Genomic DNA, 26,111 nt, shown 5'->3' with positions numbered 1-26,111 from the left:
GGTCGCCCCCTGCCGTCAGGCCGGCGGCCGGGCACGCCTGCCGCGCGGCCACAGCAACATCCCGACGGTCACCAGGCCGAGAATCCAGCAGTAATGGACGCTGCCAGCGAGCACCAGCGGCGACACCGACGCGAGCGACGCGGCCAGCAGGATCTGTGCGCCGTAGGGCAGTACGCCCTGTGCGATGCACGCGAAGATGTCGAGCATGCTCGCGGCGCGGCGCGGGCTCACGCCGTGCTTTTCGGCGATATCGCGGGCGACACTGCCGCTGACCAGGATGGCGACGGTGTTGTTGGCGGTGAACACGTCCGCGACGGTCGACAGAGCAGCGATGCTGAATTCCCCCGCCCGCGGTCCGCGCCTGCCGCGGACGAAGCCGGCGATCCGCTGCGCCAGCCAGTCCAGGCCGCCGCTGGCCTTGGTCAATGCGCCGAGCCCGCCGATCAGCAGCGACAGCAGCAGGATCTCCACCATGCCTTCGAAGCCACTCCAGACGTCCCCGACGAACGGCACCACGCCGTAATCCTCGGCAAACACGATGCCGAAGCCCCCGGCCAGCACGATGCCGGTCCCCAGAACGACCCGCACGTCCACGCCAGCCAGCGCCATCGCCAGTACCACGCCATACGGCAGGACCAGCCACGGCGAGTCAGTGCTGCCGATCTCCACCGGCGCCGATCCGCCGGACAACGCAAGCACCACCACGGTGGCGATGGACGCAGGCAGCGCGAACTTCAGGTTCTCGCGGAACTTGTCGCGTATCTGCGCGCCCTGGGTGCGGGTGGCGGCGATGGTCGTATCGGAGATCACCGACAGGTTGTCGCCGAACATCGCGCCGCCGATGACGGCACCAACGACCAGTGCAGTGTCGAGGCCGGAAGCGTCGGCGACACCGAGCGCGATGGGGATCACGGCCGCGATCGTGCCCATCGACGAGCCGATCGCCAGCGCGATCAGCGCAGCCAGTACGAACAATCCCGGCAGCACCATCGACACCGGGATTACCGACAGGCCGATCGACACCACAGCATCGACCGCCCCGATCGCACTGGAGACGTAGGCGAACGCGCCTGCCAGCAGGAAGATCAGGCACATCAGCACGATGTCCGGATCGCCCATCCCGCGCAGCAGGATGTCGCCCGCCGCCAGGCCCTTGCGGTGCGCCAGCCATACCGCCAGCGCCAGCGAAGGCAGGATGGCCACCGGCGCGCGCAGCTGATAGAAGCCCATCGGCTCGCCCTGCGCGGTGAAGTACAGCCCGGCGCCGAAGAACAGCGCGAGGAACAGCAACAGGGGCGTCAGCGCGAGCGCGCTGGGGCGGACGGTCATGGATCGGCAGTCTCGAAACGGAGGCGCATTGTGCGCACTAACCCTGCGTGGATCACCATGACGCGCGGGATGCTCGCATACGAAAAACGGGACGCCGAAGCGTCCCGTTTCTCATCCCACCGCGTCCGCGCAGCTGTGCGGACGCACAATCAAAGGCGCGCGGCGATGGCCTTGGCGAAGGCCATGGTGTTGCCGGTGCCGCCGAGGTCGGGCGTCACGCCGTCCTTGGCCTCGAGCGTGGCGACGATCGCCTTGCGCAGGCGCTCGGCCTGCTCGGGCATCGCCAGATGGTCGAGCATCTGCGCAGCCGCCAGCAGCAGCGCGCAGGGGTTGGCCACGCCCTTGCCGGCGATGTCCGGCGCCGAGCCGTGCACGGCCTCGAAGATCGCCGCGTCGGCACCGATGTTCGCGCCCGGCGCCAGGCCCAGGCCGCCGACGAGGCCGGCGCACAGGTCGGAGATGATGTCGCCGAACAGATTCGTCGTCACGATGATGTCGAACTGCTCGGGCCGCATCACCAGCTGCATGCAGGTGTTGTCGACGATCATCTCGTTGGCTTCGATGTCCGGATACTCGGCCGCCACTTCGCGCGCGACCTTCAGGAACAGGCCCGAGGTGCTCTTGAGGATGTTGGCCTTGTGGACGATCGTGACCTTCTTGCGACCGGTCTTGCGCGCCAGCTCGAACGCGTAGCGCACGATGCGGTCCGAACCCTTCCGGGTGATGCGGGTGATCGACACGGCGGTCTCGCCGTCGGCCGACACTTCCTGGCCCTCACTGATGTACGAGCCTTCGGTGTTCTCGCGGATCGTGATCAGGTTGACGCCGTCGGCGAAACGCGAGCGCGTGTTCGGGAACGAGGTGGCCGGACGCACGTTGGCGTAGAGGTCGAACTGGCGACGCAGTTCCACGTTGATCGAGCTGAAGCCGCCGCCGACCGGGGTGGTGAGCGGGCTCTTGAGCGCGATCCTGTTGCGACGGATGGATTCGAGCGTCGCGGCCGGCAACAGCTCGCCGTACTTCTCGAGCGCCATCAGGCCGGCATCGGCATCCTCATAGCTCAGGCCAAGCTGCATCGCGTCGAGCACGTGCAGGGTGGCGTCCATGATCTCGGGGCCGATGCCGTCGCCGCGGATGACGGTAATCGTGTGCGTCATGTAAGGGGGGTCCGTGCGCAGGGACGCCGCGCTGCACGCGACGTCGGGTGAATGGAAAACCCGCCCATTATGCCCGACCCCGGCAGGCCCACCCAAACCGCGCCTTAGCCGGGATCCGGATCAGGTGGCGCCGTCAGGGTCAGTCGTGCGCGTGACCGGCGGGCGCAGCCGCCTCGCCCTGCTCGAGCCGGTCGAGGAAATCGACCGCACGGCGCAGGTGGGGAATGACGATGCTGCCGCCCACCACCAGGCCTACCGAAAAGGTTTCGAACAGCTCCTCACGGGTCGCCCCCGCTTCCTTGCACTGGGCGACGTGATAGCTGATGCAGTCATCGCAGCGCAGCACCAGCGAGGCCACCAGGCCGAGCAATTCCTTGGTCTTGAGATCAAGCGCGCCGGCCTGGTAGGTCTGGGTATCCAGCGCGAAGAAGCGGCGGACCACCTGATTGGGCTCGGCAAGGATGCGCTCGTTCATGCGCTTGCGGAAGAACTGGGTGAATTCCGCGATGCGCTCGTCCTCGGAACCTGCGCTCACGAAGCAGCGCCCTCGACCAGCGGCAGGAAACCACCCTTGCGGTGCAGCGCCATCATGTCGTCGTAGCCGCCGACGTGGGTGTCGCCGACGAAGATCTGCGGCACGCTGGTGCGCCCGGCGCGCTCGACCATGCGCTGGCGCTCGGCGAAATCGAGATCCACCCGCACTTCCCGCCAGTCGAGGCCCTGGCTCTTGAGGAAGGTCTTGGCTGCGACGCAGAAGCCGCAGATCGCACTGGTGTACATGACGATTTCGGGCGTGGAACGCGGCTCGGTCGGGGCGTTTTCGGTGGTCAAGATGGTCTCCTGAAACTTCGGCGGCAGATGCGGGTCAGATGGGGGCGTGCGCCGTGGTTTTCCATGCCCGGGCGCGGGCCACACACTTAACATGGCATTCATGCCCTCGCCGTCAACGGGCTGCATGCTGCTCCTCCGCCTTCACGAAGGGTCCCGATGCGTCGCACGAAGACTACTGCCCTGCCCGGACGTTCCGCCCTGTTGCCGGCAGTGACGGCACTGGTGCTGGCAACTGCTTCCGTCTGCGCACCGGCGCAGGACACCCGGCTGCCGGACATCGGGTCTTCCGCCGGACAGGTCCTGAGTCCGGCGCGGCAGTCGGAATACGGCCAGATGCTGCTGGCGCAGCTGCGCCACTACGACTACGTGCTCGAGGATCCGCTGGTCGACAACTGGCTTCGCGGCACCGGAAACCGGCTGGCGTCGTCGAGCGACCAGCCCCAGCAGCCGTTCACCTTCTTCATGATGCGCGACCGCAGCATCAACGCGTTCGCGACCCTCGGCGGCTACATCGGCATGAACGCGGGCCTGGTGCTTGCGGCCGAGACCGAGGATGAAGTTGCGGCGGTGCTGGCGCACGAGGTGGCACACGTCACCCAGGCCCATGTCCTGCGCGGGGTCGAACGCGCGCAACGCGATCAGGTGCCCATGCTGCTGGCGATGCTCGGCGCGATCGCCGTGGCCTCGCAGAGCGGCAGCAGCTCCTCCGACGACGCGGCGATGGCGGTCATGGCCGGCGCGCAGGGCCTGGCCCTGCAACGGCAGATCGACTACACACGTTCCAACGAGTCGGAAGCCGACCGGCTCGGCATCCGGACCCTGGCCCGCGCCGGCTATGAGCCCGAAAGCATGGCCTCGATGTTCGAACGCATGCAGTCGGTGTCGCGAACCAACCAGGGCGGCGACCGCGAACGCCTGCCCGACTATCTGCGGACCCATCCGGTGACCACCACGCGCATCAGCGAAGCGCGCGATCGCGCCGAGCGCATGACGCGCGACACGGTAAAGGTGACCACGACGACGCCCGAGGGATCGCGGACCGAACAGGTGCCGCTCACCGGCGCCTACGAGGGCGCGGCGCGCCCGTTCGACAACCCGATGCTGCCAGGCACGCTGCGACTCCCGCCAGGCGCGGTCGCCGGCATCGACAGCGTCCAGTTCGGCTGGGCGCGCGAACGGCTGCGCGTGCTCAGCGCGAACACCCCCGCGCAGGCCATCCGCGAATACGAGGCGATGCGCCGCAACGGCCCCCTGAGCGATGCCCAGCGTTACGGCCTGGCGATCGCGCGGCAGCGATCGAACGATCTCGACGGCGCGGCCAGTGCGCTGGCCGAACTGCTGTCGGAGTATCCCGGCGACATGTGGCTGGGCCTGAGCCTGGCCGAGGTCGACGCACGCGCCGGTCGCACCGCGGCGGCCGACCGCCGCTTCGAGGCCCTGCTCGAGCGCATGCCGCGGCACCCCGCGGTGGTGCTGGCGTATGCCGGCTCGCTGGCCGAGCGCGGCACGCCCGAAGCCGGACTCCGCGCGCAGGAAATCCTGCGACCGTTGCTCAACACGTCCGGCGGCGATCCGGCTTTCCAGCGCGCCTTCGCCCGTGCCAGCGAGATGGCAGGCGACGAGGTCCGCGCCGGCGAGGCCTGGGCCGAGGCCGCAGTCCTGGGTGGGCGTCCCGAACAGGCGCTGGTCCAGCTAAATACGCTGAAGAAACGCGAGGACCTGGACTATTACGCACGCGCCCGGATCGACGCGCGCATCGCGTCGATCACGCCCACGGTGCTCGAGCTGCGGCGTCAGGGAATCCGCGACGAGGATCTGCGTCGCCGCTGAATACGTTCGGGCCTCCTGCGCACGGCGCACGGGTTAAATCGCTGACCCGCATACAGCTACAACGTGGCCGACCTTGACGCCAAATGGTCATAAAACTGTCGTGTAATGGCCGCTCCCCCGGCGCCATGGACCGACCCATGCTTAAACGCATCCTCATCGTCGACGACGAACCGGCGATCCGCGACATGGTGGCATTCGCCCTGCGCAGGGGCGAGTTCGAACCGATGCATGCCGGCGACGCCCACGAGGCGCAATCGGCCATCGTGGACCGTATGCCCGACCTGATTCTCCTCGACTGGATGCTGCCAGGCACCAGCGGTCTGGAACTGGCGCGGCGGTGGCGCAAGGACCCGATGACCCGCGACATCCCGATCATCATGCTCACCGCCCGTGGCGAGGAGAACGACCGCGTGGGCGGCCTGGAAGCGGGCGTCGACGACTACGTCGTCAAGCCGTTCTCGGCACGGGAACTTCTGGCACGCATCCGCGCGGTGATGCGCCGCGCCCGCGACGACGACGAGGACGGCAGCGTGACCGTGGGCGGCCTGCGCATCGACGGCGCGGCGCATCGCGTGTTTGCCGGCAATGAGCCGGTGACGATCGGGCCGACGGAATACCGCCTGCTGCATTTCTTCATGACCCACCCCGAACGTGTCTACAGCCGCTCGCAGCTCCTGGATCACGTGTGGGGCGGCAGCGTCTATGTCGAGGAGCGCACTGTCGACGTGCACATCCGCCGCCTGCGCAAGACGCTCGAGCCGAGCGCGCTCGACGGCATGGTGCAGACGGTGCGCGGGTCCGGTTACCGGTTCTCGGCATCGCTTTGAGGAGTACGAGACTCGGCCGGCGCCGCGCTTGATATGCCTGCCACGCAAGCGGACATCGAACCTGGGAATACACGCGCATGGATACCCAGCGCTTCCGACCGGGCCACGGAGGGCAAGCCGGTAACTTCCGCACGAAAGTGCGGGTCCGGGCTGGTTGGTGAGGCACTGCTGGCCTGCTTCCTTGGCATCCAGCAGAGAAGCGGGCCCGCCTTGTCGACGGACGGGTGATCGTGCCGCGGCTGCGCGCACAGGGCGGTGCTTCCACTCGCCCGCCCGCAGTGGACGCTGCTTGCCGGCCGGCTGGCCCGAGGACTGCAATCGTCCGGCCAGGCGAACCGTCCTTCATCGCGTGGAGGGAAATGCCGCTCGGCCCTCGCTGGATGATTCTTCGATGCCCGCAGACGCCGATGACGTGCCTTTCCGATCCAGCAGCGGCAGGCGCGACAGCAAACGACAACCGGAACAGCAGAAGCACGATCTTTCGAACCGCCACGCCGACTTTCCACCTCACATTGCCTAGACTTCCCGACATGCCCCCCCGCATCCACGCCGCCTGGACCCGAACACTGCTGCAGCTCATGGTGGTGCTGGGCGCGGCTGCGGTCATCGGGGCGTTGACGGACCACATCTGGATGGCGCTGGCGATCGCCGCACTGGGTGTCGTCGCCTGGCATTACTGGAAGCTCTACGACCTGCTGACGCGACTGACCTCGCGCAGTCGCGTGCCACCCCCGCAGGGCGATGGGGTGTGGCAGGAAACCGACCGCATGCTCTACCGCGGACAACAGGACATGCGCGCGCGCAAGCGGCGGCTGATCGCCATGCTGCGCGCCTACCGCGCCGTCGCTGCAGCCCTGCCCGATGCGGTGGTGGTCGTCGATCGCAACAGCCAGCGCGTGCAGTGGTTCAACCGCGCGGCGACGAGTCTCCTCGGCCTGCAGATGCCGGGCGATGTCGGCAAGCCGATCGGTGACTGCCTGCAGCCCCTGCCGGTCGCGCATTGGCTGGCCCAGGGACGTCGCGCCGAACCGATGCTGGACATGGCCTCGCCGCACGCCTCGGGTACCCGGCTCGAACTGCGGCTGATCCCCTACTCCGAGGATCTGTGGCTGCTGCTGGCGCGCGACGTCACCCGGATCATGAAACTCGAACAGATGCGGCGCGATTTCGTCGCCAACGTTTCCCACGAACTGCGCACGCCGCTGACCGTCGTGCACGGCTACCTGGACATGCTCGATCCGGCCGAACAGCCGGACTGGGCGCCGATGCTGACGGAAATGCAGAACCAGTCGCAGCGGATGACCCAGCTGGTCGAGGACCTGCTCACCCTGTCGCGGCTGGAGGCACAGGAGAGCATTAGCGACGAGACCGTCTCGATGGCCTCGATGCTCGCCACCCTGCGCCGCGAGCTGGAGGTGCTCAGCCAGGGTCGGCATACGATCCTGGTGGAGGACACGTCGCCGACCGATCTCGTGGGGTCTACCCGGGAACTGCACAGCGCGTTCTCCAACCTCGTCAGCAACGCGGTCCGCTACACGCCCGCCGGCGGTCGTATCACGATCCGCTACGCGCCGCTGGAAGGCGGCGGCGCGGTGCTGTCGGTCGAAGACACCGGCTACGGCATTCCCGCCGCACACCTGCCGCGCATCACCGAACGCTTCTACCGCGTTTCCACCAGCCGCTCGCGCGAATCCGGCGGCACCGGCCTGGGCCTGGCAATCGCCAAGCACGTGCTGCATCTGCACCAGGCGCGGCTGGAAATCGACAGCGAGGTGGGGCGCGGCAGCCGCTTCGCCTGCCATTTCACCGCCGAGCGCCTGCGCGCCCGCGACCGCCAGTACCTTGGAGTCACCGCATGAGTGCCCGTTCCAACAGCCGCCGGACCACGAAGTCCACGCGCGGCCAGACCACCGTCGATCCGATCCTCGATGCAGGCGCGGACCCACTGCGCAACCCCGCGCTGTATCTCAATCGGGAACTGTCCCAGCTGGACTTCAACTTCCGCGTCCTCGCACAGGCGCAGGACGAGTCGGTGCCGCTGCTCGAGCGGCTCAAGTACCTGTGCATTTCATGCACCAACCTCGACGAATTCTTCGAGATCCGCGCGGCGACGATGCATCACGCGCAGGACTTCGGCGTGCCGCTGCCACCTGACGGCCTGACGCCGGCGACCGTGCTCAAGCGCATCCACGAACGCACCGCGCAGCTGGTCGAGGCGCAGTACTCGTGCTGGAACCGGGTGATCCGCCCGGCGATGTCGGAGGCCGGCGTGCGGGTGCTGGGCCGCGACCAGTGGACGTCGCGGCAGACGCGCTGGCTGCGCGCGTACTTCCGCGACGAGGTCATGCCGGTGCTCTCGCCGCTGGGTCTGGATCCGGCGCATCCGTTCCCGAAGATCCTCAACAAGTCGCTCAACATCGTCGTCGTGCTGAAGGGCAAGGATGCATTCGGCCGCGTCGGCCACCTCGCGATCGTCCGGGCCCCGCGCTCGCTGCCGCGCATCATCCAGTTGCCCGAGCGCATCTCCGGCGGCGAATACGACTTCGTGTTCCTGTCGTCGGTGCTGTCGGAATTCGTGCATGAGCTCTTTCCCGGCATGGACGTCAAGGGCGCCTACCAGTTCCGCGTGACCCGGAATTCGGAGCTGATCGTCGACGAGGAGGAAGTCGAGAACCTGGCCCTGGCGCTGCGGGACGAGCTTGCGGGCCGTGGCTATCTGCGCGCGATGCGGCTGGAGATCTCCGCCAAGTGCCCCAAGCCCATTGTGCGCACGCTGCTGCAGAATTTCGATCTGCCCGAGAATGCGGTCTATCCCATCGACGGGCCGGTGAACCTCAACCGCATCTCCCAGATCTTCGACCTGGTGCAGCGGCCGGACCTGAAGTTCCCGACCTTCCAGCAGCGGATGCTCCAGGGCACCGACGCGATTTTCGACCTCATCGCGCATGGCGACGTGCTGCTGCATCACCCCTTCGATTCGTTCGCGCCGGTGCTGGAGCTGATCAAACAGGCCGCCGAGGATCCGAACGTACTGGCGATCAAGCAGACGCTCTATCGCACCGGCAAGGATTCGGCCTTCGTCGAACATCTGATCCAGGCCGCACGCAACGGCAAGGACGTGACCGTAGTCGTCGAACTGCGCGCACGCTTCGACGAAGAAGCGAACCTGGGACTGGCCGACCGGTTGCAGGAAGCCGGTGTACAGGTCGTCTATGGGGTCGTCGGTTACAAGACCCACGCCAAGATGCTGCTGGTCGTACGCCGCGAGGGCCGCAAGTTGCGTCGCTACGTGCATCTGGGCACGGGCAACTACCACGCCGGCACCGCGCGGGTGTACACCGACTTCGGGCTGCTCACGGCCGATCCCGACATCAGCAACGACGTGCACCTGCTGTTCCAGCAGATGTCGGGACTGGCGCCCGCGATCGCGCTCAAGCGCCTGCTGCAGTCGCCGTTCACCCTGCACGCCGGGGTCATTGCGCGCATCGAGCGCGAAATGGTCCATGCCGCTGCCGGGCGTCCGGCGCGGATCATCGCCAAGATGAACGCCCTCAACGAGCCGCAGGTCATGCGCACGCTGTACCGGGCCTCGCAGGCCGGGGTGGAGATCGATCTCATCGTGCGCGGGGCCTGCGCGCTGCGGCCCGGTGTACCCGGCGTCTCGGACAACATCCGGGTGCGCTCGATCGTCGGCCGCTTCCTCGAACACCACCGGGTCTACTGGTTCGGCAACGATGGCGCGCCGGATCTGTTCTGCGCGAGCGCCGACTGGCTGGAGCGCAACCTGCTTCGGCGGGTGGAAACCGGCTTCCCGATCCTCGACCCCGATCTCGCCCAGCGCGTCCGGATCGAAGCGCTCGACAACTACCTCGCCGACAACGTCAACGCCTGGGAGCTCCGCGAGGACGGCACCTACGTGAAACTCGCGCCGAAGGGCGACGAACCGCCGCATTCGGCACAGGGGTGGCTGCTGGCACATCTGTGCGGATGAGCGCCGCCGGGCATGCATTAACATGCCCGTTCCCCCAACGCCGCTGACGCCGCGCGTCGCGCCACGCAGGACTGCCATGACCGGCCACGACACGCTCGCGCTGCCCGATGCGCTGCGGACCCCGCTCGAGGACGGCGACATGCTGGCCGCGATCGACCTGGGGTCCAACAGCTTCCACATGATCGTGGCGCGCTACACCTTGGGGCAGCTGCGCGTCGTCGACCGCCTGCGCGAGACCGTGCGCATGGCCGAAGGTCTGGACAGTCGCGGCGGCCTGAGCGCCGAGGTGCGCCAGCGCGCTCTGGAGTGCCTGTCGCGCTTCGGCCAACGCATCCGCGACATTCCGCCCCAGCGCGTGCGTGCGCTTGCGACCAACACCGTGCGCCGGCTGGCCGCCCCGCAGGCGTTCCTGGTGCCGGCCGAAACCGCGCTGGGTCATGCGATCGAAGTGATCTCCGGGCGCGAGGAGGCGCGACTGATCTACCTGGGCGTCTCGCGCGCGCAGCAGCCCCGCCCCGGCCAGCGCCGCCTGGTGATCGACATCGGCGGCGGCTCGACCGAGTGCATCATCGGCACGGGCTTCGAGGCGCTCGAGCGCGAAAGCCTGCAGGTCGGCTGCGTGGCCAGCACCCGCCGGTTCTTCCCGGGCGGCAAACTCTCCAAGAAGCGCTGGCGCGAAGCGCTGGCCGAGGTGTCGTCGGAGTTCCAGCAGTTCGCGAGCACCTATCGAGCGCTCGGTTGGCAGGAGGTCATCGGCGCCTCGGGCACCAACAAGGCGATCGGCGAGATCTGCGCGGCGATGAAGCTCACCAAGGGCGCGGTGATCGCCAATGCCCTGCCGGTGGTGCGCGACACCCTGCTGCAGGCAGGACACATCGATGCGATCGCCCTGCCCGGACTGTCCGAGGATCGTCGGCCGATCATTGCCGGTGGCGTGCTGGTGCTCGAAGCCGCATTCCAGGTGCTGGGCATCGAGCGCATGCAGGTCAGCAAGGCCGCGATGCGCGAAGGCGTGTTGCACGACATGCTCGGCCGCGGCGGCGAAGACGACCCCCGCGAGACATCGATCGAGGCGCTGGTGCAGCGCTACGGCATAGACCGCAGGCAGGCGTCCCGGGTGGAGGCCACCGCAATGCGCCTGTTCGATCAGGTGGCCCGCAGCTGGCAGCTCGACGGCGACGACCGGCGCATGCTCGCCTGGGCCGCCCGCGTGCACGAGCTCGGCCTGGTGATCGCCCACAGCCAGTATCAGGTGCACGGGGCCTACGTGATCGAGCACTCGGACATCGCCGGTTTTTCGCGCCAGGAACAACAGTTCCTCGCAACCCTGGTGCGCTGCCATCGCCGCAAGATCGGCAAGAACGCCTTCGAGGCATTGCCCGACCGTCTGCTCCTGCAGGCCAAGCGCAGCGCGGCCCTGTTGCGGATCGCCGTGCTGCTGCACCGCAGCCACGACGCGGACGAGATTCCCCAGCTCAAGGCACTCGCCGACGGGCCGGTGCTGCAGATCGGCCTCCCGCGACCGTGGCTGGAGGCGCGACCGCTGCTGCGCACGGACCTGGAAGGCGAGCCGGAGGAGATGGCCGCGCTGGGCATCACCCTGGTGCTGTCGGCGGCCTGAAGCGACAAGACCGCTACCTCGAACACCACCGCGCCGTGCCGCCTCGGCTCTGCGCATCTACCGGCGCAGCCAGCGCCCTCAAGCGCCCAATGGCGGTCATGCGCAGATGCAGCTCAGCGCGGCGATCGACTCAATCCAGCGAAGACACCACCGCGCGTGCCAACACCGGCCGGTTCTGCGCCGGCCAGTCGCGGTCGTTGTCGACTTGGGCTTCTGCACGCGCAGCTTCCAGAGCATCCACGTCGATGTCGGCGATTGCCCAGATGTCGGTGTCGCCGGTCTCGATCAGCACGCCGTCCGCAGGAAACCCGACATCCATCGGCGCGAACAGGCCGGCATTGCCGGTGTTGAACTCGAGCATCGGGGTCCATCGCGCCTCGCCCGCCGTGACCGACCGGGCGACGAAGCAACGGTTCTCCAGCGCGCGCGCGCGGCAGCCGACGCGCACACGGGTCGCGCCGGCCGCGCTGGCGGTGCAGCTGGGCACCAGCAGCAGGCGTGCGCCGGCTTCCCACTGCGCCCGCACCGGCAGCGGAAACTCGACGTCGTAGCAGATTGAGATGCCCGCGCGTACGCCGCCAAGGTCGAACACCTTCAGGGCGTCGCCGGGATCGATGACGCCAATGCGTTTCTCCAGGCCGGTCAGCTGCAGCTTGTCCTGCCAGCCATGGCCGCCGCCGGGCGAGAACAGGTCGCTGCGGTTGCGGTAGCGGCCCTGGCCGATGTCGAGCAGGAACGACCCCGCAAGGATGTGCAGGCCCGTATCCCGGGCGAGACCGGCGTACAGCGCAAGCCAGTCGCCGCGGTAGCGCTGGATCGCCGCGAGCGCAGCGTGCGCGTCGCCGCGTACCGCCTCGTCGAACGTGGCAGCGAGTTCCAGCGCCAGGTACTCGGGCAGCACCGCGACCTGTGCGCCGAGGGCTGCGGCATCGCCCAGCAGCCGGCGCTGGTGCGCGGCAAATGCCTCGAAGTCGGCCGGCATCCCGATCACGTAGCGCGCGGCAGCAACCCTCATGGCGCGGCCTCGACCGGACGGGTCCAGAACGTCATCGGATGCGGTACGTCGCCGACATCGATTTCGGTCCAGCGCAGCAGCATCGTGATGCCGGGCTGACGCACATAGCCACGCTTGCGCCAGAACACCTCGTTGTCGCGATGGTTCGGGGGCCGCCGCGGATCCTGCTCTGCGCGGTCGACCGCGGCGAAGGCGGTCATGTCGAATCCAGCCAGGGCGCGCGCATGCGCTTGCCGCAGATCGAAAAAGCGGTGCCCGATGCCCTGCCCGCGCCATTGCGGCAGCACGATCGACTCGCCGAAATGGAACACGCGCTCGATCGCGACATCCAGGTCGATGAACGGCCTCTGGAACGCCGGGTCCTCGTCCGCCAGCGGCAGTCCGGTCGATGCACCGATCACCGCGTCGCCCGCCATTGCCAGCACGAGGACGCTGCGGGCCGAGCGGCCATAACGTGACAGATAGTCCCGTTCGTACCCGACGTCGCCGGCGTAGAGATAGGGCCATTCGCGGAAGACCGTCATGCGCAGGTCCGCGACGGCATCGAGCCAGGGCAGGATCGCGTCGCCGGACAGCGCACGCACGGTGAAAGTCTGGGCATCCATGCTCTTGAGTCTGGCACGCAAGGCGTCGGCGGCGCGTCCGCTTCCACCCACGGATGGTGCCCGCCGGCGGCGCAAGGCGGACTCGCACGGCGGCAGCGGCCGGGCCGGGCGCGCCGGACCTGTGCGGCGGCCTCTGCGGGCAGCGCCCTGATCGGAGCGGGGATTCGTCTCGTTGCGCCTGTCAGCGCGTGTCGGCAATGCCTGCCCGTCTGCAGTCCCGGGTACGCTAGCGCGATGAACTATCAACACGCCTTCCATGCCGGCAACCATGCCGATGTCCTCAAGCACGTCGTGCTGCTCGCGGTCTGCGATGCGCTGACCGCCAAGCCGGCGCCGTGTTTCGCGCTCGACACCCATGCCGGAAGCGGCGTGTACCACCTGCGCGAGGAACGTGCCCGGCGCACCGCGGAAGCCGATGAAGGCATCAGCCTGCTGCTGGCCGCGGCCCCCAAGCAACCACTGGTGGCACGCTACCTGCAGGCGGTTGCCGCGTGCCGGGCCCAGCACGGCGCCGACGCCTACCCGGGCTCACCCTGGCTGCTGGCACATGCATTGCGCGAGCAGGACCGCATCGCCTGTTGCGAGACGGAGTCCGCGGTGGCAGGTGCCCTGCGGCACGCGGTCGGCGGCGACAGCCGCGTCTCGGTCCACACCAGCGACGGCTATGCGGCGATGAAATCCCTGCTGCCGCCGCGCCAGGGCGGCCAGCGTTTCAACCGCGGCCTGGTACTCGTGGATCCGCCGTACGAGGCGCAGGCGGCCGAGTTCGACATCGCCCTCAAGGCGATGCGCGACGTACTCGCCCGCTGGCCACAGGGAATCCAGATGCTGTGGTACCCGATCAAGCAACGCCGCACCCTGACCCCGTTCGTCCGCGCCGCGACCAGGTTGCAGTCCGGCGGATCCCTGCTGGTCGAGCTGCTGGTCCGCGCCGACGATTCGCCGCTGCGGATGAACGGAAGTGGCGTATTGATCCTCGACCCGCCCTGGCAGCTGGCCACTGCACTGGCACCGGCGCTGGAATGTCTGCGCAATGCGATCGGTCATGCGGGCTCGGATACCCGGCTGCACTGGATCCGGGAGCCGACATAGCGGCGGCGGGACGGCATTGAGCGGGGCGGAGGCGCCCGCGGGGCAGCGTCCTTCACGGCTCGTGAATAGCTCGCCCGGTTAAGGTCAGCCACACCCGACACATCGCGACTCTCGATGACCGCACGCAACCGACTCCCCCCGTGGCATGAGGAAATCCGCCTCGCCAACGGTCGCCAAGTGCTCATCCGCCCCGTCCGCCCTGCCGACGCGGAGCCGCTTCGCGCGGCCTTCGCCCTGCTGGAACCCGACGAGGTCCGGAAGAGGTACCTGTACGCCAAGACCGAGCTGTCGCCGGAGACCGCGCACCGCCTGACGCAGCCCAATCCCAAGTCCGAATTCGTCCTGGTCGCCGCCGAGCCCTATACCCCTGGCGACGCGCTGGTCGGTGCGGTGGCCCGTGCGGCCGTCCTGCCGGGTACGCGGCAGGCCGAGTTCCACATCCTGGTGAGCCATTACGTGGCCGGCATGGGGTTGGGACGACACATGCTGCGGCGCCTGGTGCGCTGGGCCAAGGGCAAGCGGCTGGAGCGGATCTTCGGCGACGTGCTCGAGGACAACGAGCCCATGCTCGCCCTGGCCAAATCGCTGAGCTTCGAGCAGCAACCGGTGGATACGCCGGGCATGGTCCGGGTGTCGCTGGAACTCAAGCGTCCGGTCGTGGATACCACGCCGAACATCCGCCTGGGTTGAACGCCCGGGCCGCCGTGCGGCCCGCCGATCGCGGGCCCCGCGACGGCGTCGTCTAAACTGTGCATTCATGACGCGCCGGCCGCATGGCTTTCGGCGCTGCCGTTGTTTTGCGCCCGCTCCTCCGGAATCCCTGAATGTCGTCGACCGTGTCCGTACCGCCCCTGCCCACTTCCGGACATGCCCGCGCCTGGTGGCGCGCGCCGGCGAGCCGCAGTGCGCTGGCCTGGTCGGTGCTGCAGGCCGCGCGAGCGCATGCCGGCCCGGTGCTGCTGGTCGCGCGCGACAATCATGGCGCGCAGCAGCTCGAGCAGGACCTGCGCACGCTGGGCGGCGACCACCCGGAGCTTCCCGTGGTCCCGTTCCCGGACTGGGAAACCCTGCCCTACGACCGCTTCAGCCCGCACCCGGACATCGTCTCCCAGCGCCTGGCGGCACTGCACCGGCTGCCCGGCCTCAAGCGCGGCATCGTCGTCGTGCCGATCCAGACCCTGATGCAGCGCCTGGCGCCGATGCGCCACGTCGTCGGCGGAAGTTTCGACCTGAAGGTCGGCCAGCGACTGGACCTCGAAGCCGAGAAGCGCCGGCTCGACAGCGCCGGCTACGCACTCGTGCAGCAGGTGCACGACCCCGGCGATTTCGCGGTGCGCGGCGGCCTGCTCGACGTCTATCCCATGGGCGCCGACCAGCCCTACCGGATCGAACTGTTCGACGATGCGATCGAGAGCATCCGTGCATTCGATCCCGAGTCCCAGCGCTCGCTGGAGAGGATCGAAGCGCTGCGCATGCTGCCCGGCCGCGAAGTACCGCTCGACGACGCTGCGACCGCGCGCGCCATGGACACGCTGCGCGAGCGCTTCGACATCGATACCCGCCGCAGCGGGCTCTACCAGGACCTCAAGGCCGGCGCGGCGCCCGCCGGCATCGAGTACTACCTGCCGCTGTTCTTCGAAGCCCCCCGGCGCACGCTGGTCGACAAGGGCGAGGCGCCGCTGTCGACGGCGACGCTGTTCGACTACCTGCCGGCGTCGACCCTGCCGGTGCTCGATGTCGGCGCATCCGGAAGTTCCGACCACTTCTGGCAGCAGATCGCGCAGCGCTACGACCAGTTGCGCCACGACATCGAGCGTCCGCTGCTGCCGCCCGGCGAGCTGTGGCTGACACCCGACGCCCTGCGCGAACGCCTCAATGCCGGGGTGCGGGTGGAAGTCTGCGACAGCGAACACCCGCGCTACGGACAGGCGGCCGCGCTCGGCGAACAGCCGGCGCCCGACCTGCCGCTGGCCGCGCGCGACCATACGCCGGCCGATGCACTGGTGAGCTTCGTCCGCAGCTATCCGGGGCGCGTGCTGATCGCGGCCGATTCGGCGGGCCGTCGCGAAGCGCTGCTGGAAATCCTCCATGCGGGCGAGTTGCGCCCGACGGTGCTGCAGGACTTCCCCGCATTCGTCGCCGACACGCAGGCCCCGTTCGCGATCGCGGTCGCGCCGCTCGACAACGGCTTTTCCATCGACACGCCGCAGCTGACGGTGTTGACCGAGCGCCAGCTGTTCCCGGAACGCGCGGCGCAGCCGCGGCGACGCAAGCGCGCCGCGCGCGATCCCGACAGCATCATCCGCGACCTCGGCGAGCTCAGCGAAGGCGCGCCGATCGTCCACGAGGATCACGGCGTGGGCCGCTACCGCGGGCTCGTCGTGCTCGAAGCCGGTGGCCAGCCGGGCGAGTACCTCGACATCGAGTACGCCAAGGGTGACCGCCTGTACGTGCCGGTATCCCAATTGCATCTGGTCAACCGCTACTCCGGCGCGTCGCCGGAAACCGCGCCGCTGCATTCGCTCGGTGGAGAGGCCTGGACCAAGGCGCGCAAGAAGGCCGCCGACAAGGTTCGCGACGTCGCCGCGGAACTGCTCGAGATCCAGGCCAAGCGGCAGGCTCGCGCCGGCCTCGCACTGGAAGTCGATCGCACCATGTACGAGCCGTTCGCGGCGGCGTTCCCGTTCGAGGAAACGCCCGACCAGCACGCAGCCATCGAGGCGATGATCCGCGACCTCGGCTCCAGCCAGCCGATGGACCGCGTGGTCTGCGGCGATGTCGGCTTCGGCAAGACCGAGGTGGCGGTACGCGCGGCATTCGTGGCCGCGGCTGCCGGCAAGCAGGTCGCAGTGCTTGTGCCCACGACCCTGCTCGCCGAGCAGCACTACCGCACGATGGCCGACCGCTTCGCGGACTGGCCGATCCGCGTCGAGGTGCTGTCGCGCTTCAAGAGCACCAAGGAGATCAAGACCGAGATCGCCAAGATTGCCGACGGCACGCTCGACGTCATCGTCGGCACGCACCGTCTGCTGCAGCCGGACGTGAAGTTCAAGGATCTCGGCCTGGTCATCGTCGACGAGGAACAGCGATTCGGCGTGCGGCAGAAGGAAGCGCTCAAGGCGCTGCGGGCGAACGTGCACCTGCTCACGCTGACGGCGACGCCGATCCCGCGCACGCTCAACATGGCGATGGCCGGGCTGCGTGATCTGTCCATCATCGCCACGCCGCCCGCGCATCGCCTCGCGGTGCAGACCTTCGTCGTGCCCTGGGACGATGCGCAGTTGCGCGAGGCATTCCAGCGCGAGCTCGCCCGCGGCGGTCAGGTCTACTTCCTGCACAACGACGTCGAGAGCATCGGCCGCATGCAGCGCGAGCTCGAGGAACTCGTACCCGACGCCCGCATCGGCATTGCCCACGGCCAGATGCCCGAACGCGAGCTCGAGAAGGTGATGCTCGATTTCAACAAGCAGCGCTTCAACGTGCTGCTGTGCTCGACGATCATCGAGTCCGGCATCGACATTCCCAACGCCAACACCATCATCATCAACCGCGCCGACAAGTTCGGCCTGGCGCAGCTGCACCAGCTGCGCGGCCGCGTCGGGCGCTCGCACCATCGCGCGTATGCGTACCTGGTCATTCCCGACCAGCGCTCGATCAGCAGCGATGCGAGAAAGCGCCTGGAAGCGATCGCGTCGATGGACGAACTCGGCGCCGGCTTCACCCTGTCGACCCACGACCTGGAGATCCGTGGCGCCGGCGAGCTGCTCGGCGAAGGCCAGAGCGGGCAGATGGCCGAAGTGGGTTTCAGTCTCTACACCGAGCTGCTGGAACGCGCGGTGCGCAGCATCAAGCAGGGCAAGCTGCCGGATGTCGACGACGTGGATGCCCGCGGCGCCGACATCGAACTGCACGTGCCTGCGCTGATTCCCGAGGACTACCTGCCCGACGTACACACGCGACTGATGCTGTACAAGCGCATCAGCAGCGCACGCGATGTCGACAAGCTCCGCGAGCTGCAGGTCGAGATGATCGACCGCTTCGGGCTGCTGCCCGACCCGACCAAGCACCTGTTCCAGATCGCCGATCTCAAGCTGCAGGCGACGGCGCTGGGCATCCGCAAGGTCGACCTCGGCGAGAAGGGCGGCCGCATCCAGTTCGTGGAGAAGCCCAAGGTCGATCCGATGGCAGTGATCCGCCTCGTGCAGAGCCAGTCGCAGCACTACCGCATGGACGGCCCCGACAAACTGCGCGTCACCCTGGACCTGCCGGACGCCGACACGCGGATCAAGACCGCGCGCGGCCTGCTGATCGCACTGGCGCCCGCCGGCGCGCGCTGACGTCGACAGGCGCGTGCGCGCCGTTGCGCTGGCGCGTGGCGGATCCGCTCGATCGACCGCTGCCCAGCGCCGCGCGGGGACGGACTCCCGCTCCATCGTTGGGCGGGTCGGTATCGCGCCTAGAGCCGCGAGAACGACCAGGACTGCATGCGCCCGTCGCGATACGGCATGACGCCATGGAACGCGCGCGGATCGGCGTCGAACACCAGCGGCAGGAACTGGCGGTCGCCTTCCCACAGCGGCAGCTCGAGGATGCGGTCGACGTCGACCCACTCCAGCGCGCCTTCCGGGTTAGAGGTCATCGGCGTGCCCGCCCAGGCCTCGATGACGAACAGGAAGCCCAGCCAGTCCTCGCCGTGCTTCCCGAAGCCCGGCCAGCTGATCGTGCCGCGCAGGGTCATCGCCTCGCAGCTGATGCCGGCCTCTTCCATGATCTCGCGGCGCATCCCGGCGACGACGTCCTCGTCGGGTTCGACCTTGCCGCCCAGCCCGTTGTATTTGCCCAGGTGGTGGTCGCCGGGGCGGGCGTTACGGTGGATCATCAGCACCTGGCGACGGTCGGGGGACAGGACGTAACCGAGGGTGGCGACGATCGGGGTGTACGGCATCGGGACGTCCGGCATCAGCGGGGAGCGGCATTGTAGCGACCGGCCGGATACTCGGCCGCGCATCGCCGGCATGCAGTCGAGCGCGGGCTCGGCGCCGGGACGCACTGCTCAGACGACAACAACAGCCCGGCCCGGGTCGCCAGGTCCTTCGCAGATCGGCGTCGCCGCAGTCGTGGCCGGCACGCGGCAACACGTGCTTGACGGGGTGCGCCGCTCAGCGCGCGGCGCGCGCGAACTGCACGATCGCCTGCAGCGGCAGTGCACCGGACTGTCGCGCGATCTCGCGCCCGCCGGCGAACAGCACCAGCGTCGGGATACTGCGGATATGGAAACGACCGGCGAGCACCGGTTCCGCCTCGGTGTCCACCTTCGCCAGTGCGAACTGCGGGGCCAGTACCCCCGCCGCGGCTTCGAACGCGGGCGCCATGGTCCGGCACGGTCCGCACCACGGCGCCCAGAAGTCCACCAGCAACGGCGGATCCGAGCGCAGCGCGTGGGCATCGAAACTGTCCGCCCCCAGTGCGAATGGCACGCTCGGCCGCAGCAGGGCGCGACACCGGCCACAGGTCGGCGCCTCCCCGAGCCGCGCAGCGGGCACGCGGTTGCGGCTGTGGCACTGCGGACAGGCGACGATCAGCGTCTCGGACATGGCGGGCCTCGCAGGGGCATGGTCGACGTCGAGCATGCACGCGCCCATGTCGACGGTCGGCGATGCCCGGGTCAGTCGCCCGGGCGCAGCAGACGCGCGATCAGGGCCTCATAGAGGTCCGGCAGCGCCTCGAGATCCGCCAGGCTGACATGCTCGTCGACCTGGTGGATGCTGGCATTGACCGGACCGATCTCGATGCACTGCACCCCGAGCGGCGCGATGAAGCGCGCATCCGATGTCCCTCCGCCGGTGCTCTCCTCGGGGGGGGCGCCAGCGAACATCGTCAGCACCTCGCGCGCCGCCGCGCGCAGCGCACCTTCCGGCGTGTAAAAGGGCTCGCCACTGCGATGCCAGGCGAGCGTGTAATCGAGAGCATGACGATCCAGCATCGCCGCGATCTCCGATTCCAGTCGCGGGGCATCCCACAGCGGGTTGTAGCGCAGATTGAACTGCACGGTCGCGGTTCCCGGGATCACATTGGTCGCGCCGGTGCCAGCGGCGATGTTGCTGATCTGCAGGCTGGTCGGCGGGAACGACTCGAAGCCATCGTCCCAGCGGCGACCGACGAGTTCTGCCAGCGCCGGTGCCACGTCGTGAATGGGATTGCGGGCCTTGTCGGGATATGCGACATGGCCCTGCACGCCGCGCGCGGTCAGCGTGCCCGACAGACTGCCGCGCCGGCCGACACGCAGCAGATCGCCGAGGCGCGCGGTCGAGGACGGCTCGCCGGTGATGCACCAGTCGATGCGCGTGCCGCGCTGCGCGAACGTGCGTGCAACGCGGCGCACGCCGTCGATGGCGTCACCCTCCTCGTCGGAGGTCAGCAGCAATGCGAGCGTGCCGGTATGGCCCGGCGACGCGGAAACGAAGCGCTCGGCCGCGACCACGAACGCGGCGACACCGCTCTTCATGTCGGCCGCGCCGCGGCCGTAGAGCACGTCGTCGCGGATCACCGGCTCGAACGGGTCCGAGGTCCACGCTGCGAGCGGCCCGGGCGGCACCACGTCGGTATGGCCCAGCAGCACGAGCACCGGTGCGCCCTGCCCGTGCGTGGCCCACAGGTTGTCGACCTGGCCGTGGCGCATCGTCTCGACCGTGAAACCCGCAGCCTCGAGGCGGGCCGCGATCAAAGCCTGGCAGCCGGCGTCGTCGGGGGTGATGGACCGCCGCGTGATCAGCGCTCGGGTCAGTTCGAGGACATCGGACATCGGGCGATCTCGAAGCGAAAGTAAGGTTGCAGGGATCCGATTGTGCCCTCAGAGCCCGGGCCGCCACCGTGGCCCGCCCTGCCCGCGCGCAGATGCACGCGCGCCAGCGGCGCCTGCGCAGCGCGGCTCAGGCGATGCCGAAACGCTTCTTGAATCCGTTGTCGCTGAAGCCCTGGGTGATCGCCCCGTCGTCGGTGACCACCACGGGGCGACGGATCAGCTGCGGGTACTCCCGCAGCAGCAATTTCCACTCCGCATCGCTGGCCGCGGCCTTGCGGTTGTCGGGAAGCTGGCGCCAGGTGGTCGAGGATTTGTTGACCATCGCTTCGAAGCCGCCGAGCCGGCCGGCCCACTCGACCAGCATCTCGGGGGTCGGCTTGGCATCCCGGTAGTCGACGAAGCTGTGGGCGATGCCGAAGCGGTCGAGCCACTTCGTCGCCTTCTTGCAGGTGTCGCAGTTCTTGAGGCCGTAGACGATGGTGCTCATGGATTTCCCGGATGCCGCGCCTTCAGTGCTCCCTTCGCGAGAGGTATCGGCCGAGGGAGCCGATTCGCATGCCCCCGGCCTCGCAACTCAGTCCGCCAGGCCACGCAACAGCTCGTTGACCGAGGTCTTGCTGCGGGTCTTCTCGTCCACCTGCTTGACGATCACCGCGCAGTACAGCGAATGCGAGCCGTCGGCCGCTGGCAACTGGCCCGACACGACGACGCTGCCCGGCGGCACGTAGCCATAGCTGACCTCGCCGGTCGCGCGGTTGTAGATGCGCGTCGACTGGCCAAGGAATACGCCCATGCCGATGACGCTGTGGTGGCCCACGACAACACCTTCGACCACTTCGGAGCGCGCACCGATGAAGCAATGGTCTTCGATGATCGTCGGGCTGGCCTGCAGCGGTTCGAGCACGCCGCCGATGCCGGCGCCGCCCGACAGATGCACGTGGCTGCCGATCTGCGCGCAGGACCCCACCGTTGCCCAGGTATCGACCATCGTGCCCTCGCCCACGTAGGCGCCGATGTTGACGAAGCTCGGCATCAGCACGACATCGCGGCCGAAGTAGGTACCGCGCCGTACCGCGGCGCCCGGCACCACGCGCACGCCGGCGGCCTTGAACTTCGCCTCGTCATAGCCGGCGAAACGCGCCTCCACCTTGTCCCAGAACGGCGCCGGCTGCGCATCGATGACGGCCATGTCGTTGGTGCGGAAATACAGCAGCACCGCCTTCTTGAGCCATTCGTTGACCCGCCAGCCGCCGTTGCCATCAGGTTCGGCGACGCGCAGGCCGCCCGATTCCAGGCCCTGCATGACCTGCTCGACCGCCGGTTTGACGATATCGCCGATCTCGTCGGCGGTCAGTTCGGCGCGGCGCGCGAACGCGTCCTCGATGGTGGCCTGCAGGGCGTCGGTCATGGCGGGGTCTTGTCGCGAAAAACGGGGCGCTATCGTGCCATGTCGCCGTCGATCGATGCGAGCAGCGCCTCGCGCAGGGCCTGCTGCGCATGCTCGTCCAGGGGTTGGCCATCCCCGCAGCTGAGCAGGAACACGTCCTCGACACGCTCGCCGAAGGTGGCCACGCGCGCATCGTGCACGCGCACGCCCTGCTGGCGCAGCACATGGGCCACGTCGGCCAGCAGCCCTGGCCGATCCGTGCAGACGAGGCTGAAGACGGTATGCCGGCCGCTGGCGCTGATGTTGAACTCGATCTGCGGCGGCACCCGGAAATGCCGCAGATGCCGCGGCTGGGCGCGGCGCGCCGGGCGCGGATCCGGCTCGCCGCACAGCACGCTGGTGAGCTTGCGCTCGATCGATGCGAGTTCGAGCGACTGGCGCGGGTCGGCCGGCAGCACCTGGAAGACGTCGAAGATCGTGCCGCCCGGGCCGTCCAGGGCGCGCGCCTGCTGGATCACCAGACCCAGCCGGTCGAGGGTGATGACGATCGCCGAGAACAGGCCGTCCCGATCGGGCGAATGCACGAAGACCTCCAGCGCTTGCGCGCCGGCCGCCAGGCGGCGCACACGGACCACGACGTCGCCGTCGCGCGTGTCGCGCAGGCCCAGCGCCTGCCACACCACCTGGTCCGCGCGCCCGCGCAGGAAGCTTTCCTGCGGAATGCGCGCAAACAGGGCGTCAGCCTCGGCGTCATCGACGCCATGCGCCGACAACAGGCCGCGCGCGCGGTCGCGCGCCTCGGCGATACGCTCGGTCGCGGCAACCGGATTCTCCAGCCCGCGCCGCAGCGCGAGCCGCGTCGCGCTGCGCAGATCGGTCAGCAACCGGTCCTTCCAGGCATTCCACAGCTTCGGCGAAGTGCCGGCGATGTCGGCGCAGGTCAACAGGTAGAGATAGTCGAGACGCTCGCGATCGGCGACCTCGGTGGCGAACCTGTGGATCACCGCGGGGTCGGAAATGTCGAGCTTCTGCGCGCTGGTCGACATCAGCAGATGACGGCGCACCAGCCATTCGACGAGCGCGGTATCGGCTTCGCCGAGGCCATGGCCTTCGCAGAACTGGCGAGCGTCGATCGCGCCGAGCACGGAATGGTCGCCGCCGCGGCCCTTGGCGATATCGTGGAACAGCCCCGCGATCAACAGCAATTCGGGCTTGCGCAGCTGCGGCCACACCGCATGCGCGGTAGAGAAGCGCTCGTCCGGGGCTTCCGACGCGAAGCTGGCGATGTTGCGAAGCACCGCGAGCGTGTGCTGATCGACGGTGTAGACGTGGAACAGGTCGAATTGCATGCGCCCGGTGACGTTGGCGAACTCGGGGATCCACACCCCCAGCACGCCCAGTCGCGCCATTCGCTCGAGCGTGCGCACGGGGATCGGGCCACGCAGCAGCGCCAGGAACTGTTCGCGCAGTTCAGCCGACGCGTTGCGCCACGACGGCAGCGCATGCAGGGATTCGGCCAGCGCACGCGCAGTCTGCGAATGCAGGCCGCGCAGTTCCTGGTGATCGGCCCACATCGCGAACAGGTCGAACACGCGGCCGATGTCCCCACCCGGCCAGACATCGTCGCGTGCAACCAGATAGCCGCGCTGGCTGCCAAACTCGGCGTCGAGCGGCTGCAGCGTGCCCTCGCCTTCGATCTGTTCCTCGAAGCGCTGCAACATGCGATCGCTGATCCGCTGCACCACTGCGGCGCTGCGGTAGAACTCCTGCATCATCTTTTCGACGAGCCGGTTCTCGACATCCTCGGCCTCCGCCGCATCGACATGGTGCAGACGCGCGGCGAGCGCCTTCTGGTAATCGAACCGCAGACGTTCCTGGGCCTTGCCGGCGACCAGGTGCAGACCGAAGCGCAGCCGTGACAGCGTGCGACGCTCGCGTTCGAGCGTCGCATGTTCGTCGACGCCGAGCTGGCCCAGCGCGATCAGCTCCTCGGTGCCATACACACCGAGCACACGCCGCGCCATCCAGCGCAGGTTCTGCACGTCGCGCAAGCCACCGGGCCCTTCCTTGATGTTGGGTTCCAGGTTGTCGGCGGTATCGCCGAAACGCGCATGGCGCGATTCAAGTTCAGCGCGCTTGGCGCGGAAAAAATCGTCCGCGGGCCAGACCCGGGTATCGGCGATCGCGTCCATCAGGGCCCGCACCTCGCCGATGTTGGCCAGCAACGGCCGCGCTTCGAGCAGCGCGGTCAGCACGGTCACGTCGGTGGCGGCGCGCGTGCACTCCTCGAAGCTGCGCACTGCGTGGCCCACCGGCAGCCCGGAATCCCACAGCAGGGCGAGCATGCGGCCGAGCGCGTCGGCGTGTTCGGCCTGCGCGTTCGCCGCGGCGATCACCAGCAGATCGATGTCGGAGTGCGGAAACAGTTCGCCGCGGCCATAGCCCCCCACAGCGAACAGCGCCAGCGGCGCATCGCCTGGAATGCACCTGGCCCAGGCCTTGCGCACCCAGCCATCGACCGCGTTGGCGCGTGCAGCGAGCAATCGGTCGATGTGCTGGCCGGCATCGAAGCCCTGTGCAAGCCGGGCATCGTGGGCGCCGAGTGCGGCGCGCGCCTCCGCCACCCACGCCATGTCGCCGCAATCGGCGCCCGGGACCGCGGGGGCAGTGCGCGCTGTCACGTCAGAGGAAGGCGTCGTTGTCGTCGCCCGGGATCCGGGTCAGCACGTCGACGCCGTCGGCGGTGACCGCGACCATGTGCTCCCACTGCGCGGACAACTTCCGGTCTTTGGTGACCACGGTCCAGCCATCCGGCAACACCTTGGTGAAGCGCGTGCCCTCGTTGATCATCGGCTCGATCGTGAAGGTCATGCCCTCCTGGAGGACCACGCCCGCGCCCGGCGTGCCGTAGTGCAGCACCTGCGGCTCGTCGTGATAGACCTTGCCGATTCCGTGGCCGCAGTACTCGCGCACGACGCTGAAACGCTGGGCTTCCGCATGCTTCTGGATGGCATGACCGACGTCGCCGAGGGTGGCTCCTGGCCGCACGGCATGGATCCCCTTCCACATCGCCTCGCGCGTGACTTCGACCAGCCGACGCGCCATCACCGACGGCGTACCGACGTAGTACATGCGGCTGGTGTCGCCGTGCCAGCCATCCTTGATGACGGTCACGTCGATGTTGATGATGTCGCCGTCCTTCAGGACCTTGCCTTCGCTTGGAATCCCGTGACAGATGACGTTATTGACCGAGGTGCAGGTGGTCTTGGTATAGCCCTTGTAGCCGACGTTGGCCGGCGTCGCCCCCTGCACGTTCACGATGTGCTCGTAGCAGATGCGGTCCAGCTCTTCGGTGGTGACGCCCGGTACCACGTGGGGGGCGACGACCTGGAGCACCTCGGCCGCCAGCCGGCCGGCCACGCGCATCTTCTCGATTTCTTCGGGGGTCTTGAGTGAAATGGTCATACGTCCATTATCACCCAGCCCGCGAGGCATGCAATTTCGAGGCGGGCGATCCGCAGCGCAGGCGCTGCCTCCACCCGGTCGAACAGCTTGCCGAGCCCGAGCCGGGCCGCGTCCTGATTCCTCACGGCGCCCGTTATCGCAGCGGACGATGAACAGACG

The 26,111-nt window shown here is 68.5% G+C and carries 21 protein-coding genes; 8 read left to right on the top strand and 13 right to left on the bottom strand.

Annotated features, from left to right (window positions below; translation table 11 throughout):
- Nucleotides 1-15: 15 nt before the first annotated feature.
- The 4 genes from EGK76_RS04250 to grxC all read right to left on the bottom strand — a co-directional run bounded on the left by EGK76_RS04250 (nt 16) and on the right by grxC (nt 3,317).
- Nucleotides 16-1,329, bottom strand: a complete 1,314-nt coding sequence (locus tag EGK76_RS04250) for a Na+/H+ antiporter NhaC family protein (protein WP_123831752.1) — start codon at nt 1,327-1,329, stop codon at nt 16-18.
- A 149-nt stretch (nt 1,330-1,478) separates the two neighbouring features.
- Nucleotides 1,479-2,486: an isocitrate dehydrogenase gene (locus EGK76_RS04245; protein ID WP_123831751.1), complete on the bottom strand. Its 1,008-nt coding sequence runs from the start codon at nt 2,484-2,486 to the stop codon at nt 1,479-1,481.
- Nucleotides 2,487-2,625: 139 nt separating this feature from the next.
- Complete coding sequence (locus tag EGK76_RS04240; RefSeq protein ID WP_096300597.1) at nt 2,626-2,961, bottom strand: carboxymuconolactone decarboxylase family protein; 336 nt, start codon at nt 2,959-2,961, stop codon at nt 2,626-2,628.
- A 56-nt stretch (nt 2,962-3,017) separates the two neighbouring features.
- Nucleotides 3,018-3,317, bottom strand: a complete 300-nt coding sequence (gene grxC, locus EGK76_RS04235; RefSeq protein ID WP_179948171.1) for a glutaredoxin 3 — start codon at nt 3,315-3,317, stop codon at nt 3,018-3,020.
- 156 nt (nt 3,318-3,473) lie between these two features.
- Here grxC and EGK76_RS04230 point away from each other — a divergent pair, with 156 nt between their 5' ends.
- From EGK76_RS04230 to ppx, 5 genes are all read left to right on the top strand, one after another.
- The gene (locus EGK76_RS04230) at nt 3,474-5,147 is read left to right on the top strand and encodes a M48 family metalloprotease (protein WP_096298874.1); all 1,674 of its coding nucleotides are present in this window, start codon (nt 3,474-3,476) and stop codon (nt 5,145-5,147) included.
- Between the two features lie 137 nt (nt 5,148-5,284).
- Entirely contained in the window at nt 5,285-5,974 is a 690-nt protein-coding gene (gene phoB, locus EGK76_RS04225; protein ID WP_123831749.1) for a phosphate regulon transcriptional regulator PhoB, read from the top strand.
- 530 nt (nt 5,975-6,504) lie between these two features.
- Nucleotides 6,505-7,833, top strand: a complete 1,329-nt coding sequence (gene phoR, locus EGK76_RS04220) for a phosphate regulon sensor histidine kinase PhoR (RefSeq protein ID WP_123831748.1) — start codon at nt 6,505-6,507, stop codon at nt 7,831-7,833.
- Nucleotides 7,830-9,965, top strand: a complete 2,136-nt coding sequence (ppk1, locus tag EGK76_RS04215; protein WP_096298880.1) for a polyphosphate kinase 1 — start codon at nt 7,830-7,832, stop codon at nt 9,963-9,965. Before phoR ends, ppk1 begins: the two co-directional genes overlap by 4 nt.
- 76 nt (nt 9,966-10,041) lie before the next feature.
- Nucleotides 10,042-11,586, top strand: a complete 1,545-nt coding sequence (gene ppx / locus EGK76_RS04210) for an exopolyphosphatase (RefSeq protein WP_096298881.1) — start codon at nt 10,042-10,044, stop codon at nt 11,584-11,586.
- Between the two features lie 130 nt (nt 11,587-11,716).
- On the opposite strand, the gene EGK76_RS04205 is transcribed toward ppx, so the two are convergent.
- Together EGK76_RS04205 and EGK76_RS04200 are read right to left on the bottom strand one after the other, a co-directional pair.
- Nucleotides 11,717-12,601, bottom strand: coding sequence for a carbon-nitrogen hydrolase family protein (locus EGK76_RS04205; RefSeq protein WP_123831747.1), 885 nt, complete (start codon nt 12,599-12,601; stop codon nt 11,717-11,719).
- Nucleotides 12,598-13,206, bottom strand: a complete 609-nt coding sequence (locus EGK76_RS04200; RefSeq protein WP_123831746.1) for a GNAT family N-acetyltransferase — start codon at nt 13,204-13,206, stop codon at nt 12,598-12,600. Before EGK76_RS04200 ends, EGK76_RS04205 begins: the two co-directional genes overlap by 4 nt.
- 234 nt (nt 13,207-13,440) lie before the next feature.
- Here EGK76_RS04200 and rlmJ point away from each other — a divergent pair, with 234 nt between their 5' ends.
- From rlmJ to mfd, 3 genes are all read left to right on the top strand, one after another.
- Complete coding sequence (gene rlmJ, locus EGK76_RS04195) at nt 13,441-14,298, top strand: 23S rRNA (adenine(2030)-N(6))-methyltransferase RlmJ (protein ID WP_123831745.1); 858 nt, start codon at nt 13,441-13,443, stop codon at nt 14,296-14,298.
- Nucleotides 14,299-14,412: 114 nt separating this feature from the next.
- A complete protein-coding gene (locus tag EGK76_RS04190; RefSeq protein ID WP_123831744.1) occupies nt 14,413-14,988 on the top strand; it encodes a GNAT family N-acetyltransferase in 576 nt (191 codons plus the stop codon).
- Nucleotides 14,989-15,122: 134 nt separating this feature from the next.
- Nucleotides 15,123-18,635: a transcription-repair coupling factor gene (mfd, locus tag EGK76_RS04185; RefSeq protein ID WP_123831743.1), complete on the top strand. Its 3,513-nt coding sequence runs from the start codon at nt 15,123-15,125 to the stop codon at nt 18,633-18,635.
- A 119-nt stretch (nt 18,636-18,754) separates the two neighbouring features.
- Here mfd and EGK76_RS04180 read toward each other — a convergent pair whose 3' ends face one another.
- From EGK76_RS04180 to map, 7 genes are all read right to left on the bottom strand, one after another.
- The gene (locus EGK76_RS04180) at nt 18,755-19,243 is read right to left on the bottom strand and encodes an 8-oxo-dGTP diphosphatase (protein WP_123831742.1); all 489 of its coding nucleotides are present in this window, start codon (nt 19,241-19,243) and stop codon (nt 18,755-18,757) included.
- Nucleotides 19,244-19,457: 214 nt separating this feature from the next.
- Nucleotides 19,458-19,892 (bottom strand): thioredoxin domain-containing protein, encoded by a 435-nt coding sequence (locus EGK76_RS04175; RefSeq protein ID WP_123831741.1) that lies wholly within the window; start codon nt 19,890-19,892, stop codon nt 19,458-19,460.
- Between the two features lie 71 nt (nt 19,893-19,963).
- Nucleotides 19,964-21,100 carry a succinyl-diaminopimelate desuccinylase gene (gene dapE / locus EGK76_RS04170; protein ID WP_123831740.1) on the bottom strand — a complete coding sequence of 379 codons (1,137 nt, stop codon included), beginning with the start codon at nt 21,098-21,100 and terminating at the stop codon, nt 19,964-19,966.
- Between the two features lie 127 nt (nt 21,101-21,227).
- On the bottom strand, nt 21,228-21,587 hold the full coding sequence (locus EGK76_RS04165) for an arsenate reductase (RefSeq protein WP_123831739.1): 360 nt from the start codon (nt 21,585-21,587) through the stop codon (nt 21,228-21,230).
- An 87-nt stretch (nt 21,588-21,674) separates the two neighbouring features.
- On the bottom strand, nt 21,675-22,628 hold the full coding sequence (gene dapD, locus EGK76_RS04160) for a 2,3,4,5-tetrahydropyridine-2,6-dicarboxylate N-succinyltransferase (protein WP_233580195.1): 954 nt from the start codon (nt 22,626-22,628) through the stop codon (nt 21,675-21,677).
- Nucleotides 22,538-25,120, bottom strand: a complete 2,583-nt coding sequence (gene glnD / locus EGK76_RS04155) for a [protein-PII] uridylyltransferase (protein ID WP_123831737.1) — start codon at nt 25,118-25,120, stop codon at nt 22,538-22,540. Before glnD ends, dapD begins: the two co-directional genes overlap by 91 nt.
- Nucleotides 25,121-25,169: 49 nt before the next feature.
- The gene (gene map, locus EGK76_RS04150) at nt 25,170-25,952 is read right to left on the bottom strand and encodes a type I methionyl aminopeptidase (RefSeq protein ID WP_096298902.1); all 783 of its coding nucleotides are present in this window, start codon (nt 25,950-25,952) and stop codon (nt 25,170-25,172) included.
- Between the last annotated feature and the right edge of the window lie 159 nt (nt 25,953-26,111).

Source organism: Luteimonas sp. 100069, from assembly GCF_003813845.1.
Taxonomy (GTDB): domain Bacteria; phylum Pseudomonadota; class Gammaproteobacteria; order Xanthomonadales; family Xanthomonadaceae; genus Luteimonas; species Luteimonas chenhongjianii.
Note: the sequence above shows the minus strand (reverse complement) of the source record. Positions and strands in the feature narration are given on the sequence as shown.